At 55.4% G+C, this 14933-nt stretch carries 11 protein-coding genes and 4 tRNA genes; all 15 read left to right on the top strand.

The features are described from left to right. Window positions 1-112: 112 nt before the first annotated feature. The 15 genes from aruF to mgtE all read left to right on the top strand — a co-directional run bounded on the left by aruF (window position 113) and on the right by mgtE (window position 14869). Window positions 113-1129, top strand: a complete 1017-nt coding sequence (aruF, locus tag WG219_15435) for an arginine/ornithine succinyltransferase subunit alpha (GenBank protein ID WXL24694.1) — start codon at window positions 113-115, stop codon at window positions 1127-1129. Between the two features lie 10 nt (window positions 1130-1139). After that, window positions 1140-2156, top strand: a complete 1017-nt coding sequence (gene astA / locus WG219_15430) for an arginine N-succinyltransferase (protein ID WXL24693.1) — start codon at window positions 1140-1142, stop codon at window positions 2154-2156. 84 nt (window positions 2157-2240) lie between these two features. Next, window positions 2241-3704 (top strand): succinylglutamate-semialdehyde dehydrogenase, encoded by a 1464-nt coding sequence (gene astD / locus WG219_15425; GenBank protein WXL24692.1) that lies wholly within the window; start codon window positions 2241-2243, stop codon window positions 3702-3704. Continuing rightward, a complete protein-coding gene (gene astB, locus WG219_15420) occupies window positions 3701-5050 on the top strand; it encodes an N-succinylarginine dihydrolase (GenBank protein ID WXL24691.1) in 1350 nt (449 codons plus the stop codon). The genes astD and astB overlap by 4 nt, the downstream gene beginning before the upstream one ends. Before the next feature lie 14 nt (window positions 5051-5064). Beyond that, on the top strand, window positions 5065-5352 hold the full coding sequence (locus WG219_15415; GenBank protein WXL24690.1) for a topoisomerase II: 288 nt from the start codon (window positions 5065-5067) through the stop codon (window positions 5350-5352). A 10-nt stretch (window positions 5353-5362) separates the two neighbouring features. Beyond that, the gene (gene astE, locus WG219_15410) at window positions 5363-6373 is read left to right on the top strand and encodes a succinylglutamate desuccinylase (GenBank protein WXL24689.1); all 1011 of its coding nucleotides are present in this window, start codon (window positions 5363-5365) and stop codon (window positions 6371-6373) included. 84 nt (window positions 6374-6457) lie between these two features. Continuing rightward, window positions 6458-7456 (top strand): low-specificity L-threonine aldolase, encoded by a 999-nt coding sequence (gene ltaE, locus WG219_15405; protein WXL24688.1) that lies wholly within the window; start codon window positions 6458-6460, stop codon window positions 7454-7456. Window positions 7457-7583: 127 nt separating this feature from the next. After that, on the top strand, window positions 7584-10208 hold the full coding sequence (gene alaS / locus WG219_15400; GenBank protein WXL24687.1) for an alanine--tRNA ligase: 2625 nt from the start codon (window positions 7584-7586) through the stop codon (window positions 10206-10208). Between the two features lie 104 nt (window positions 10209-10312). After that, window positions 10313-11551 carry an aspartate kinase gene (locus tag WG219_15395; protein WXL24686.1) on the top strand — a complete coding sequence of 413 codons (1239 nt, stop codon included), beginning with the start codon at window positions 10313-10315 and terminating at the stop codon, window positions 11549-11551. Window positions 11552-11718: 167 nt separating this feature from the next. Next, window positions 11719-11904: a carbon storage regulator CsrA gene (gene csrA / locus WG219_15390; protein WXL24685.1), complete on the top strand. Its 186-nt coding sequence runs from the start codon at window positions 11719-11721 to the stop codon at window positions 11902-11904. Window positions 11905-11974: 70 nt separating this feature from the next. Continuing rightward, window positions 11975-12065 (top strand) — tRNA-Ser (locus tag WG219_15385). Between the two features lie 82 nt (window positions 12066-12147). Continuing rightward, a tRNA-Arg gene (locus WG219_15380) sits at window positions 12148-12224 on the top strand. 68 nt (window positions 12225-12292) lie between these two features. Next, window positions 12293-12369, top strand: a tRNA-Arg gene (locus WG219_15375). A gap of 68 nt (window positions 12370-12437) precedes the next feature. Beyond that, window positions 12438-12514 (top strand) — tRNA-Arg (locus WG219_15370). 912 nt (window positions 12515-13426) lie between these two features. After that, entirely contained in the window at window positions 13427-14869 is a 1443-nt protein-coding gene (mgtE, locus tag WG219_15365) for a magnesium transporter (GenBank protein WXL24684.1), read from the top strand. The last annotated feature ends 64 nt before the right edge of the window (window positions 14870-14933 follow it).

The following is a 14933-nucleotide window of genomic DNA, read 5'->3' as shown; positions in this document are numbered from 1 at the left end:
TAACTGCGCTGCCCGGTTGGATTGTGCTCACTCTTGGATGGGATGAGCCTGCGCGGGAGCTTTGGATGTTCAGGGTTTCTTGTTTACGGTTTCTCAATTTAGGAGTGACACCATGCTGGTGATGCGACCGGCGCAAATGGCCGACCTTGCGCAAGTGCAGCGTCTTGCCGCAGAAAGCCCGGTGGGCGTGACCTCGCTACCGGATGACGCGGGCCGCTTGGGCGAGAAGATTGCCGCCGCAGAGGCATCCTTTGCCGCTGAAGTCAGCTTTAATGGTGAAGAAAGCTACTTCTTCGTGCTCGAAGACAGCGAGACAGGTCAATTGCTCGGCTGCTCGGGCATTGTCGCGTCGGCCGGATACTCCGAGCCGTTCTACAGCTTCCGGAATGAGACATTCGTTCATAATTCTCGTGAGCTTAAGATTCACAACAAGATTCACGTTCTGTCTCTGTGCCATGACCTGACTGGAAACAGTCTGCTGGTCAGCTTTCATGTCGACCGCTCCTTGGCCAATACCCCGTGGGCAGAGCTGAACTCACGCGGCCGTCTGCTCTTTGTCGCCTGTCACCCGGAGCGATTTGCTGATGCGGTGGTGGTGGAGATCGTCGGCTACAGCGATGACGCCGGTGACTCGCCGTTTTGGGATGCAGTCGGGCGCAATTTCTTTGATATGAATTACGCCGAGGCTGAGCGTTTGTGTGGCCTGAAAAGCCGTACCTTCCTAGCCGAGTTGATGCCGCATTACCCGATTTACGTGCCGCTGCTGCCGGATGAAGCGCAGGAGGCCATGGGGCAGGTGCATGAACGGGCTCAGGTTAGCTTTGACATACTCATGCGCGAAGGCTTTGAGACTGACCACTACATCGACATTTTCGATGGTGGCCCGACCCTGCATGCGCGAACTTCAAGTATTCGTTCTATCGCTCAAAGCCGAGTGGTGCCGGTGCGTATCGGTGAGCCGGAAAAGGGCGGACGTTCGTATCTGGTGTGCAATGGCCAGTTACAGGACTTTCGGGCCATTGTCGCTGAGCTGGACTGGGTGCCGGGCCGACCGGTTGTGCTGAGCGCAGAGGCTGCAGAAGTGCTGGGCGTAGGTGAAGGCACCAGTGTACGCCTGGTTGCGGTTTAAGGAGCGTCCCATGATTGTCCGGCCTGTTCGCAATACCGATCTTCCATCCCTGTTCCAACTGGCACGCAGCACCGGTGCTGGGCTGACCACGTTGCCGGCCAACGAGGAGCGTTTGGCTCACCGGGTGGCCCTGGCAGAGAAGGCCTTCACTGCTGATGTATCCCGAGCGGACGCGGATTATCTGTTCGTGCTGGAGGATGACACGGGGGCTGTGATCGGTATCTCCGCAGTGGTGGGGGCCGTTGGGCTGCGTGAACCCTGGTACAACTACCGGGTTGGTCTGACCGTCAGTGCTTCCCAAGAGTTGAACATTCACCGCCAGATTCCCACGTTGTTTTTGGCCAATGACCTTACTGGCAACTCTGAGCTGTGCTCACTGTTCCTGCATGCCGATCACCGCAGCGGCCTGAACGGGCGTTTGCTGTCCAAAGCGCGCTTTCTGTTTATTGCCGAGTTTCCTGAGCTGTTCGGAGACAAGGTGATTGCTGAAATGCGCGGTGTTTCGGATGAGCAGGGGTTGTCGCCATTCTGGGAGTGCCTGGGACGGCACTTCTTCAAAATGGAGTTTAGCCAGGCGGATTATTTAACTGGAGTCGGTAACAAGGCCTTTATTGCTGAGCTGATGCCTAAGTTCCCCTTGTACACCTGCTTTCTGTCCGAGTCTGCCCGAGAGGTGATTGGACGCGTTCACCCTGACACCGAGCCTGCGCTGGCTATGCTCAAGGCAGAAGGCTTCAGCTATCAGGGCTATGTCGACATTTTCGATGCCGGGCCTGCTATTGAGGCGCCCACTGGAAAAATCCGCGCCGTGCATGAAAGCCAGGTGTTGCCCCTGAGCATTGGCGAACCCGGCGCGGATGCCGAGTCGTTCTTGATTCACAACCGCCAGCGTACCGCGTGCCGGATTACGGCCGCTGCAGCGCGGATTGTCGAGGGGACGCTGCGGGTGGATGCGAAAACTGCAGAGCGCTTGCAGCTGGCAGCGGGCGATGAGGTTCGCGCAGTTACCTTGTCGGCACGGGACTGAACCTATCTATGCAGCTGTAACGCGTCGCGTGGAGTTGCATTCGCCCGGATGGGACTGGGCAATATTTGCTTGGAGTGATAACGCATGAGTACGCATTTTATTGCGGGCGGCTGGCATCAGGGGGATGGTGAGGAGCTAAGTTCGCTCAATCCCGTCAACCAAGCCTGTATCTGGAGTGGTCGCGCTGCATCAGCAGAGCAAGTTGATGCGGCTGTTCAAGCGGCCCGTGCGACTTTTCCTGGTTGGGCGATGCGCTCTCTGGAATCGCGTATTGCAGTGCTTGAGGCTTTTGCGGCGAGCTTGCAACAGCGAGCCGGTGAACTTGCTCAGTGCATTGGTGAGGAAACGGGGAAACCCCTGTGGGAGGCCAATACTGAAGTCACCAGCATGATTAACAAAGTGGCGATCTCGGTGCAGGGCTACCGTGAGCGCACGGGTGAAAAGAGTGGCCCTCTGGGGGACGCGACGGCTGTGTTGCGCCACAAACCCCATGGGGTGGTGGCAGTGTTCGGACCGTACAATTTTCCTGGCCATTTGCCTAATGGTCACATTGTTCCGGCACTGCTGGCGGGCAATACCGTGGTATTCAAACCCAGCGAGCAGACTCCGAAAGTGGCAGAGCTGACTGTGCTGTGCTGGATCGAGGCGGGGTTGCCGGCTGGTGTTCTCAATTTGCTGCAGGGCTCAAGGCAGACCGGTATTGATCTGGCCGCACACGACGGTATTGATGGCCTTTATTTCACAGGCTCAAGCCACACCGGCAACCAGCTGCACAGCCAGTTTGCAGGGCGTCCAGGCAAAATTTTGGCCTTGGAAATGGGCGGCAATAACCCTCTGCTGGTCGATGAGGTGGCTGATCTGAATGCGGCGGTGTACTGCATTATTCAGTCTGCCTTTATTTCAGCCGGCCAGCGCTGCACCTGTGCCCGGCGTTTACTGGTACCGCAAGGCGAGTGGGGCGACCGGTTATTGATGCGCTTGGTGGAGGTTTCCGCGAGCCTTAAGGTCGGCAACTATGATGCTGAGCCTGCACCCTTTATGGGCTCGGTTATTTCCTTGGATGCCGCCCAGCATTTGCTTAAAGCTCAGCAGCAGCTGTTGGCGCGTGGCGCAACACCACTCTTGCAGATGACGCAGCCATTGGCCGGCTCTGCTTTGCTGACACCGGGGATTATTGACGTTACCTGTGTGGAAGATCGGCTGGATGAAGAGTTCTTCGGTCCGCTGCTACAGGTATACCGCTACCGTGATTTTGCCGAGGCCATAGACGAAGCCAACAATACTCGTTTTGGTCTGGCCGCCGGTTTGTTATCTGACTCACGGGAGCGCTATGAGCAATTCTGGCTGAGCAGCCGTGCCGGTATCGTCAATTGGAACAAGCAGCTCACTGGCGCAGCCAGTAGCGCGCCGTTTGGGGGGATCGGTGCGTCGGGTAATCATCGCCCGAGTGCGTATTACGCCGCTGACTATTGTGCTTACCCCGTCGCCTCACTTGAGGCCGAAAGCTTGACGCTGCCCGCGAACCTGACGCCAGGAGTGAGCTTGTGAGCAGTGCATATGAGGTGAATTTCGACGGACTGGTCGGGCCAACCCATAACTATGGCGGGTTGTCCTACGGTAACGTTGCCTCACAGAATAACAGTCAAGCTTGCTCCAGCCCGCGCCAAGCGGCTCAGCAGGGGTTGGCGAAGATGAAGGCCCTTATGGATATGGGCTTTAAGCAGGGTGTGTTTGCCCCTCAAGAACGTCCTGATGTGGCTGCGTTGCGCAATCTCGGCTTCACCGGCAGCGATGCGCAAGTGATCGCCAAGGCTGCCAAAGAGGCAATGCCGCTTCTGGTCGCCACCTGCTCGGCTTCCAGCATGTGGACGGCTAATGCCTGTACGGTAAGCCCGGGCGCAGATACTGCAGACGGTCGGGTGCATTTCACGGCGGCGAACCTGAACTGTAAGTTTCACCGCAGCATCGAACACCCCACCACCAGTCGCATTCTTCAATCGATGTTTAATGATGAGCAGCATTTTGCCCATCACCCGGCGCTGGCAGCAGTCAGTCAGTTTGGTGATGAAGGTGCAGCTAACCACACACGCTTTTGCAAAAGCTATGGCGAACCGGGTGTGGAGTTCTTTGTATATGGCCGCAGTGCTTTTGATGCGCGTCTGCCCGCGCCGCAGCGTTATCCCGCCCGGCAAACGCTGGAGGCATCACAGGCCGTCGCCCGTCTGCACGGCTTACACGATGACAATGTGGTCTACGCTCAGCAGTCACCTGCCGTGATTGATCAGGGCGTGTTCCATAACGATGTGATCGCCGTGGGGAACGCCGAGCTGTTGTTCTACCATCAGGACGCCTTCCTTCATACGGAGCAGGTGCTGGCTGAACTGAGCGCCAAACTGGGGCGTACAGGAGGTCACTTCAAAGCGCTTTGTGTACCGCGGGATGCGGTCAGCGTTGACGATGCTGTTAAGTCCTATCTGTTCAACAGCCAATTATTGTTGCGTCCGGACGGCAAACACTTACTGATCGTGCCGCAAGAGTGTCGGCAAAATACGAATGTCTGGAACTACCTTCAACAGCAGGTCGGCCCACAAGGCCCAATTGCTGATGTACAGGTGTTCGATCTAAAACAGAGCATGCAAAACGGTGGCGGTCCTGCCTGCTTGCGTTTGCGTGTTGCGCTCAGGGAATCGGAGCTGGCTGCTGTTAATCAGGGAGTAATTCTGACACCGGCACTACACGCTACGCTTAGTGCATGGGTCGAAAAGCATTACCGCGACCGCTTGAGTGAGGCTGATTTGGCTGATCCTCAACTGTTGACGGAATGCCGCACTGCATTGGATGAACTGACGCAGATCCTTAAACTGGGCTCGGTTTATCCCTTCCAACTTGTTTAATTGAGTACTTATTAATGTCTGACGCCCTGCAACTGATCCTTGAAGACACCGACGGCACCCAGCTGGAGACCTCTTGCACCCGCTTTGCCGTGATCTGGCAAGGTCAGGAAATCTGGATTCAGCAAGTGGGTAACAACCAACTGATGATCGGCGTGGATGTGGAAGAGGGGGCTAGCGAATACGCTAACCTGCTGCTGCGTCCGCTGGCGACCAATTTGGTCAGCCTGGAGCTGGAGATGGAACCGGCGGGGCTGGGTGATGAAGACGATCACGTCCACGGCCCGGACTGCAACCACGACTGAGGTCACGCGTATGCTAGCCCTTGGAAGATTGCTTGAGCTGACACTGGCAGGCCATGAGCCTGCAGCGAAGATTCAACTGACCCCCGAGGGCACGCGTTTGCGTTGGCTGATGGAGGGGGCGCTGGAAGTGACCCCTCCTGCTGTAACGGATTCAGGGCTGGATCTGTTGTTATCCGCAGGTATCCATGGCAATGAAACGGCCCCCATTGAGCTGCTGGACCGTTTACTTCAGGACATAGCCAGTAGCCGGCTCAAGCCCCATGCCAGGGTGCTGTTCCTATTTGGCAACCCTGAAGCCATGCGTCGGGGGGAGCGTTACGTAGAGCATGACATCAACCGTCTGTTCGACGGCCAACATGACCTTCATGCTGGTCCGGAAGCTATCCGCGCCAGCGATCTTGAGCATGTATCGGCAAGTTTTTTTAGCCAGCCCGGCCGTATCCGCTTGCATTACGACCTGCACACCGCCATTCGTGGCTCCAAGATTGAGCAGTTTGCGCTGTATCCCTATCAGCCTGATCGCCCCCGCAGCCACGTAGAGCTGGAGCGCTTGCGCGCTGCTGGAATTGATGCCGTGCTGCTTTATAACAAAGGTTCTGTAACGTTCAGCGCCTACACCTACGCCAAGCTTGGCGCCGAGTCTTTTACTTTGGAGTTGGGCAAGGCACGTCCGTTCGGGCAGAACCAGCAGGTGAATCTGGACTTACTCGAACAACAGCTTCAGGCGCTTATTGAAGGGCGTGCGGTTGAGACCGCTGAGCGGCCAGCGCTGCAATTGTTTACGGTCGCCCGGGAAGTGATCAAGCACACGGATGACTTCAAGATGCACCTGCCTGCGGACGTTGAGAACTTCAGCGAGCTGCCCGAGGGTTACCTACTGGCTGAAGACATTGCAGGTACGCGTTGGGTTGTTGAGGAGCAGGGTGCACGCATCATTTTTCCCAATCCCAAGGTCAGAAATGGTTTGCGTGCGGGGTTACTCATTACGCCTGCTGCCCCTGGCAGTGTTCTCATCGGGTAGTACGTTTGCGCAAGCATAAGTTGCTTGTTAGAGCAGTTGGGGGCCTTTAGGATCAGCTATCCGCTTACCCTGAGGACAACTGGAATGTCTGTTATTGATCTGCGCAGCGATACCGTTACCCAACCCACTGCTGGTATGCGTGAAGCCATGCAGGCTGCCGAACTTGGCGATGATGTGTATGGTGAAGACCCTACTGTCAATCGTCTGGAGCAGTATCTGGCGGCCGAACTGGGCTTTGATCGTGCGCTGTTTGTACCGACGGGCACCATGAGCAACTTGCTGGGGATAATGGCTCACTGTGGTCGCGGTGATGAATACATCGTTGGCCAGCAGGCTCACACCTATAAATATGAAGGGGGTGGTGCGGCTGTGCTTGGGTCTGTTCAGCCGCAGCCGATTGACGGCGAGGCCGACGGCTCACTTGATCTGGCTAAAGTTGAAGCCGCTATTAAGCAAGATGACTTCCACTTCGCCCGCACCCGCTTACTGGCATTGGAAAACACCATGCAAGGCAAGGTGTTGCCATTGTCCTACTTGCAAGCTGCTCGTGAGTTGACTCAGCGACGTGGCCTGGCGTTGCACCTGGACGGGGCGCGACTTTATAACGCAGCAGTTAAGCAGGGTGTACACGCCAGAGAAATTGCCCAATATTTCGATTCGGTATCCGTCTGCCTGTCCAAAGGCTTGGGGGCGCCGGTCGGCTCGGTGCTATGTGGCAGCGAAGAGGTCATTAGTCGGGCGCGGCGTATGCGCAAAATGGTCGGCGGCGGTATGCGCCAAGCGGGTTTGCTGGCCGCAGCCGGTCTGTATGCCCTGGAAAATCAAGTTGAACGCCTTGCCGATGATCATGCAAACGCTCTACGGCTAGGGCAGGGGTTGGCGGAGTTGGGCTACGAAGTTGAGCCCGTACAGACCAATATGGTCTATGTAAACATTGCGCAGCGTGCCGCCGAACTGAAGGCATTCTGCGCGCAGCGGGGGATTACTCTGAGTGCGGCACCACGTCTGCGTATGGTCACTCACCTGGATATTTCCGCTGAAGACGTTGAGCAAGTTATCGCCGCATTCGCTGCATTTCGATAATATTGATTTCTTTTGAGCGGCATATAGCCGCTCTCTATCAATAAAGGCACTAGCCCCGTCGCGCAGGCCCGATATAATGCGGCCCTTTGCCGGCTTTGTCGTGGCCGCAGGTTTTTGGAAGATTCCTATGAAAAGCGCTGAAATCCGTGAAGCCTTCCTCAGCTTCTTTGAACAGAAGGGACACACCCGTGTCGCTTCAAGCTCCCTGATTCCGGGTAATGACCCGACGTTGCTGTTTACCAATGCGGGGATGAACCAGTTCAAGGACTGTTTCCTCGGCTTGGAAAAGCGCGCATACACCCGTGCGACCACCAGCCAGAAATGTGTCCGCGCAGGCGGTAAGCACAACGACCTGGAAAACGTCGGCTACACGGCGCGTCACCACACTTTCTTCGAAATGCTGGGTAACTTCAGCTTCGGGGACTATTTCAAGCGTGATGCCATTCATTACGCCTGGGAATTCCTAACCGGCGACAAATGGCTGAACCTGCCCAAAGAAAAGCTCTGGGTGACGGTTTACGCCACTGATGACGAAGCCTACGACATCTGGAACAAAGAAATTGGCGTTCCGGCTGAGCGCATGATCCGCATCGGCGACAACAAAGGTGCCCCTTACGCTTCGGATAACTTCTGGGCGATGGGCGATACCGGCCCGTGCGGCCCGTGCACCGAGATTTTCTTCGACCACGGCGACCACATCTGGGGCGGCCCACCCGGCTCACCGGAAGAAGACGGTGACCGTTACATCGAAATCTGGAACAACGTATTCATGCAGTTCAATCGCACTGCTGACGGCGTTCTGCACCCGCTGCCTGCGCCGAGCGTGGACACCGGCATGGGGCTGGAGCGCATCAGTGCTGTGCTGCAACACGTTAACTCGAACTACGAGATCGACCTGTTCCAGAACCTGCTGACCGCAGCCGCTAAAGCAATCGGTTGTGCAAACGAAGGGCAAGCTTCGCTGAAAGTGGTGGCTGACCACATCCGTTCTTGCAGCTTCCTGATCGCTGATGGCGTAACGCCTTCCAATGAAGGCCGTGGCTATGTGCTGCGCCGTATCATTCGTCGTGCTTGCCGCCACGGTAATAAGTTGGGCGCTAAAGGCAGCTTCTTCTATCAGATCGTGGCCGCACTGGTCGCGGAAATGGGCGAAGCGTTCCCTGAGCTCAAGCAGCAGCAAGCTCATATTGAGCGCGTCCTGAAAACTGAAGAAGAGCAGTTCGCCAAGACCCTGGAGCAGGGCCTGAAGATTCTTGAACAGGATCTGGCTGAGCTGAAAGGTAGCGTGATTCCGGGCGACGTGATCTTCAAGCTGTACGACACTTACGGTTTCCCGATGGACCTCACCGGTGATATCGCCCGTGAGCGTGAGCTGACCCTGGATGAAGAAGGCTTTGAGCGTGAAATGCAGGCTCAGCGTGAGCGTGCCCGTTCCGCCAGCTCCTTCGGTATGGATTACAACTCGCTGGTTAAAGTAGACAGCGACACCAACTTCCTGGGCTACACCGGCACCAGTGGCAGCGGCAAAATTATCGCTCTGTTTAAAGATGGTGCAGCTGTAGATAGCCTGAGTGAAGGCGAAGAGGGTGTTGTGGTGCTGGATCAGACTCCGTTCTACGCCGAGTCTGGTGGTCAGGTTGGGGATTGCGGCTACCTGGAAAGCGCCGGTGTTCGCTTTGATGTGCGTGACACCACCAAAGTCGGCGGTGCTTTCCTGCATCATGGCGTAGCGGTTAAAGGCGGTTTGAGCGTGGGGACTTCAGTTAAGGCTGAAGCTGACGCGTCTGTTCGTCAAGCAACGGCCCTGAACCACTCCGCCACTCACCTGCTGCACGCTGCACTGCGTCAGGTGTTGGGTGAGCACGTGACCCAGAAGGGCTCATTGGTTAACAGCCAGCGTCTGCGTTTCGACTTCAGTCATTTTGAGGCTGTAACCGCTGAGCAGATCAAAGCCCTGGAAGATATCGTTAACCGTGAGGTTCGTGCCAATAGCGATGTCGAGACCCTTGAAACTGATATCGAAACCGCTAAGGCCAAGGGCGCCATGGCGCTTTTCGGCGAGAAGTATGGCGATCAGGTTCGCGTACTGAGCATGGGCGGGGATTTCTCGGTTGAACTGTGTGGCGGTACTCACGTTAAGCGCACTGGTGATATCGGCCTGTTCAAAATTATCAGCGAAGGCGGTGTGGCTGCGGGTGTTCGCCGTATTGAGGCGGTCACCGGTGCCGCGGCTCTGAATTATCTGAATTCCGCTGAAGAGCAGCTCAAGGAAGCCGCAACGCTGGTAAAAGGTAACCGCGACAACCTGCTGGATAAGCTGGGTGCTGTGCTTGAACGCAACCGCCAGCTGGAAAAAGAGCTGGAGCAACTGAAAGCCAAAGCTGCCAGCGCAGCAGGTAACGATCTGGCTGGCTCTGCTGTCGAGATCAAGGGTGCCAAGGTATTGAGTGCACGTCTGGACGGCCTTGATGGCAAAGCACTGCTGGCAATGGTTGACCAGTTGAAGAACAAACTGGGCAGCGCAGTGATTCTGCTTGGTGGTATTCAGGACGAAAAAGTCGTGCTGGTTGCCGGTGTAACCCAGGACCTGACCAGCAAGCTCAAAGCCGGTGACCTGATGAAGCAGGCGGCTGCGGCTGTAGGCGGGAAGGGCGGTGGCCGCCCGGATATGGCGCAAGGTGGTGGTACTGACGCAGCGGCACTGGACGGTGCCCTGGAGTTGGTTAAAGGGTTCGTTGAGCAGGGCCTGTAAAGGTCGTCTTAACAGCAGGTGCCAAGGCTCGATGCACGCCCTATGAGCCTTGGCTGTAGTTGTATGTTTAATGGGCGCCCTTCACGGGCTGAGGCAGCTTTGAAATGGCTTTGATCGTACAAAAATTCGGCGGCACTTCTGTCGGCACTGTTGAGCGCATTCAGCAAGTGGCCGAAAAAGTGAAAAAATTCCGCGAAAACGGCGACGACATTGTGGTTGTGGTTTCCGCCATGAGCGGTGAAACCAATCGCCTGATCGATCTGGCCAAACAGGTCAGTGATGGTCAGCCGGTACCGCGTGAGCTCGACGTGATGGTTTCCACTGGAGAGCAGGTCACCATTGCCCTGTTGTCCATGGCGCTGACCAAGATCGGCGTCCCGGCAGTTTCCTATACAGGTGCGCAAGTTCGCATCCTGACGGACAGCTCCTTTAATAAGGCGCGAATTCTGCACATTGATGATCAGAAACTGCGTGCCGACCTGAGTGCAGGTCGTGTCGTAGTCGTAGCTGGTTTTCAGGGTGTTGATGAGAACGGCAACATCACCACGCTGGGTCGTGGTGGTTCCGATACAACAGGCGTGGCACTGGCTGCAGCCCTGAAGGCGGATGAGTGCCAGATTTACACGGATGTTGATGGTGTTTACACCACTGACCCGCGCGTTGTTCCACAAGCTCAGCGTCTGGAAAAAATCACCTTTGAAGAAATGCTGGAAATGGCCAGCCTTGGTTCAAAGGTGCTGCAGATTCGCTCGGTGGAGTTCGCCGGTAAGTACAACGTTCCGCTGCGCGTACTGCACAGCTTCAAAGAGGGGCCAGGCACCCTCATTACCCTTGATGAAGAGGAATCCATGGAACAGCCGATTATCTCCGGCATCGCCTTCAACCGCGACGAAGCCAAGCTGACTATCCGTGGCGTACCGGACATCCCGGGCGTGGCATTCAAAATTCTTGGCCCGATCAGTGCCGCGAATATTGAAGTGGATATGATCGTGCAGAACGTTGCCAACGATAACACCACAGACTTTACTTTCACTGTGCACCGCAATGACTACAACGCAGCGCTGGAGGTATTGGAAAATACCGCTCGTGAGCTGGGTGCTCGTGAAGTGGCGGGTGATACCAAAATTGCCAAGGTTTCCATCGTTGGCGTTGGCATGCGTTCGCACGCCGGTGTGGCAAGTCGTATGTTCGAAGCGTTGGCCAAGGAAAACATCAATATCCAGATGATCTCGACTTCGGAAATCAAGGTTTCCGTGGTGATCGAAGAGAAGTACTTGGAGCTTGCTGTTCGTGCCTTGCACACAGCCTTTGAGCTGGACGCACCTGCAACTCAGGGCGAGTAATCCCAAAAGGCGCGTGTATTCGCGCCTTTTGTCTTTTGGGCGGTATGATTTGGTGCTTTATTGCCAGTTCTACTGGTCAAAATTAACCGAATAGCTCAGTCTGTTAAGGTTAAGTTTCTATCTTAATTTTGCAGACTGTATGAACTGATATCCGTAAGGAGAATGGAATGCTGATTCTGACTCGTCGGGTCGGAGAGACCCTGATGGTCGGTGACGAAGTCACTGTAACTGTGCTGGGCGTTAAGGGTAACCAGGTGCGTATTGGCGTAAATGCCCCTAAAGAAGTAGCGGTTCACCGTGAAGAAATCTACCAGCGCATCCAGAAAGAAAAGGATGACGAACCAAACCTCTAATTTTATTGAATTTTTTTAAAATTCAGCTTTGCAAACGGGGAAAAGATGGTTATTATGCGCCCCGTGTTGCGGAGAGGTGGCCGAGTGGCCGAAGGCGCTCCCCTGCTAAGGGAGTACACCTCAAAAGGGTGTCGGGGGTTCGAATCCCCCCTTCTCCGCCATTATTCAGTGTTGCAGACGCTGACTTCAGTTAAGCCCTACGGTATTGGCTGAAATAGGAAATCTGCAATACGCATCAGATGTGGACTCATAGCTCAGCTGGATAGAGTACTCGGCTACGAACCGAGCGGTCGGAGGTTCGAATCCTCCTGAGTCCGCCACATCGAATGGCTTGCTAAGGCAAGCCATTTTGTTTCAACCAGCGGTAATCTGGTCTAAAAGTGCCAACGGACTCATAGCTCAGCTGGATAGAGTACTCGGCTACGAACCGAGCGGTCGGAGGTTCGAATCCTCCTGAGTCCGCCATATTGAATGGCTTGCTACTGCAAACCATCTTGTTTCAACCAGTGGTGATCTGGTCTAAAAGCGCCAACGGACTCATAGCTCAGCTGGATAGAGTACTCGGCTACGAACCGAGCGGTCGGAGGTTCGAATCCTCCTGAGTCCGCCATACAAGGCTTGCAGTGATGCGAGTTAGAAAGGGCCTGCAGAAATTCAGGCCCTTTTTTATTGTCCACTTTTTCCCCTCTGTCTCTTTGGGCTCGCGCCTTTGGTGCACCCGTACTCGTCAAAACTGACGCTGATGCTGCGCTCGCCGTTCCTGCTGCGTTTTGTTGCTGGTTGGTACAGGTAACGAGATTGTCCGTTGCTCTCAATGATTCTGTTAGGCCTGCCTAGGCTGCTTTCCACCTCTGCTTTAGTCATACCCTGGCGTATTTGTTTGCGGATGATGGCTCGGCGTTTCTCCTCCGCGCTGAGGGTGCTTTCACAGGGTGGCTCTTTTGAGCCTATCACGTTGATGATTGGGGTGCGCCGCTGCCCATTACTGGTGCTTTCTGGCATTGGTTTTAGGGATGGGGGGATGCTGCCGGGAGGAGGGTTGTGGGCGTTTTGCAACTCTAAGCTTTGTCCGGGGATGCAGCCTTGCAAGGTGTAGGTGATGTGGCCGTTAGCGTCTTTGCAGCGCATAACTTCTGTGGCAGCACCAAGAGTGGGTATGAAAATAAGGGCGTGTAAAGCGCAGTAGTAGCCTAGTCTTATCATTATTGTCGTCCTCGATGGTTAACCGATTGTCGAGAGACGATCGATTAATGCACATCAGACGTGTCTTGCTTGAGGTCATCTGCGTCGCAACTGCTGAGAGATAATTCTGCTCAGGAAAATCATGCAAACACTTGTTTTGTGTTTGTTTTTGTCACAACTGAGCAACCGGGCAGTGTTATCATTCGACTGTCAGCCCCGCCGGGGCTTGTGGAAAACCACCATGGACTTACCCAGTAGTTACTTAAATTCTTGCAATAGCAATCACGTGTTGTTTGATTGACCCTCCTCGGTGTGCTCGCCGCTGGGGGCGGAGCGTGCCATGACTGAAGTAGAAGCAAAAAAGCCGCAGGAAAGCCTGCAGGATCGCCTGTCTCAGGTCGTAGACCTGCTGCATCGCCATAAGGTTGTTGAAGACCTGACCCACCGTCAGGAAGGTGCTCACCACGAGCGCGTTGAGAACCTTGTTCACCGCCAGAATTTGGCAGAGCTGCAGCGAAAGCTGGATGAGCTGCACTCCGCTGACGTTGCCCACATCCTTGAAGCGTTGCCGCTGGATGATCGATTAACTGTCTGGCAGATGGTTAAGGTTGAGCGTGATGGTGACATCCTCCTTGAAGTATCCGATGCGGTTCGTGAGACCCTGCTTGCGGACATGGATGATCACGAGATTCTCGCTGCGGCCAGGGAGATGGATGCCGACGAGCTCGCCGACCTGGCTCATGAGCTGCCGCGGGATGTTGTCCATGAATTGATGGAGTCGCTGGATGCGCAGCAGCGTGAGCGCGTGCGCTCGGCTCTGTCCTATGAAGAGGATCAGGTTGGCGCCCTGATGGACTTCGAGATGGTGACCATTCGTGAAGATGTCAGCCTCGAAGTCGTTCTGCGTTATATGCGTCGCCTTAAAGAGCTGCCGGGTCAGACGGACAAATTGTTTGTTGTGGACTATGACGGTGTGCTTAAGGGCGTTTTGCCGATCAAGCGCCTGCTTGTCAACGACCCTGACAAACTGGTCAGCGAGGTCATGGCCACTGACCCGGTGAGTTTTCAGCCTGACGAAGATGCTTATGAAGCTGCTCAGGCGTTCGAACGTTATGACTTGGTTTCTTCACCAGTTGTGGATAAGAACGGCAAGCTGATCGGGCGTCTGACCATTGATGAAATGGTCGACTTGATTCGTGAGGAAAGCGAAAGCGAAGTCCTCAATATGGCGGGTCTGCGCGAGGAAGAAGATATCTTCGCCTCGGTCTGGAAGTCGTTCCGCAACCGTTGGGCTTGGCTGGCTGTAAACCTGGTGACGGCATTTCTGGCGTCCCGTGTGATCGGCCTGTTTGAAGGCTCGATCGAGAAGCTGGTGGCACTGGCTGCGTTGATGCCAATTGTGGCCGGGATTGGTGGTAACTCGGGTAATCAGACCATCACTATGATTGTGCGGGCGATGGCGCTGGATCAGGTCAGTACTGGGAATACATCCCGTCTGTTGCGTAAAGAGCTGGCGGTTGCGCTGCTCAACGGCATTGTGTGGGGCGGTGTGATCGGTGCTGTGGCATATGTGCTGTATGACAGCTGGTCACTGGGCTTAGTCATGACGGCTGCGATGACTCTGAATTTATTACTGGCCGCACTGAATGGTGTATTGATTCCAATGACCCTGGCGAGGCTCGGGCGTGACCCGGCAATGGGCGCCAGTGTGATGATCACTGCCATGACTGACAGCGGTGGGTTCTTCATCTTCCTGGGATTGGCCAGCCTGTTCTTGCTCTAAGCGCAAGGCCTCCTTAAGTGGAGGCCTTTATCGGCATCATAAAAAAACCGCCTGTAGGCGGTTT

It is taken from the genome of Pseudomonas mendocina (genome assembly GCA_037482215.1).
Lineage (GTDB): Bacteria > Pseudomonadota > Gammaproteobacteria > Pseudomonadales > Pseudomonadaceae > Aquipseudomonas > Aquipseudomonas mendocina_E.
This window is presented reverse-complemented; position numbering and strand designations above follow the sequence as displayed.

What these genes read in the sequence shown, in the direction of transcription:
- aruF (WXL24694.1), top strand. Translation starts at nt 113, where the DNA reads ATGCTGGTGATGCGACCGGCGCAAATGGCCGACCTTGCGCAAGTGCAG.
- csrA (WXL24685.1), top strand. Translation starts at nt 11,719, where the DNA reads ATGCTGATTCTGACTCGTCGGGTCGGAGAGACCCTGATGGTCGGTGAC.
- astE (WXL24689.1), top strand. Translation starts at nt 5,363, where the DNA reads ATGCTAGCCCTTGGAAGATTGCTTGAGCTGACACTGGCAGGCCATGAG.
- WG219_15395 (WXL24686.1), top strand. Translation starts at nt 10,313, where the DNA reads ATGGCTTTGATCGTACAAAAATTCGGCGGCACTTCTGTCGGCACTGTT.
- alaS (WXL24687.1), top strand. Translation starts at nt 7,584, where the DNA reads ATGAAAAGCGCTGAAATCCGTGAAGCCTTCCTCAGCTTCTTTGAACAG.
- astA (WXL24693.1), top strand. Translation starts at nt 1,140, where the DNA reads ATGATTGTCCGGCCTGTTCGCAATACCGATCTTCCATCCCTGTTCCAA.
- mgtE (WXL24684.1), top strand. Translation starts at nt 13,427, where the DNA reads ATGACTGAAGTAGAAGCAAAAAAGCCGCAGGAAAGCCTGCAGGATCGC.
- ltaE (WXL24688.1), top strand. Translation starts at nt 6,458, where the DNA reads ATGTCTGTTATTGATCTGCGCAGCGATACCGTTACCCAACCCACTGCT.
- astD (WXL24692.1), top strand. Translation starts at nt 2,241, where the DNA reads ATGAGTACGCATTTTATTGCGGGCGGCTGGCATCAGGGGGATGGTGAG.
- WG219_15415 (WXL24690.1), top strand. Translation starts at nt 5,065, where the DNA reads ATGTCTGACGCCCTGCAACTGATCCTTGAAGACACCGACGGCACCCAG.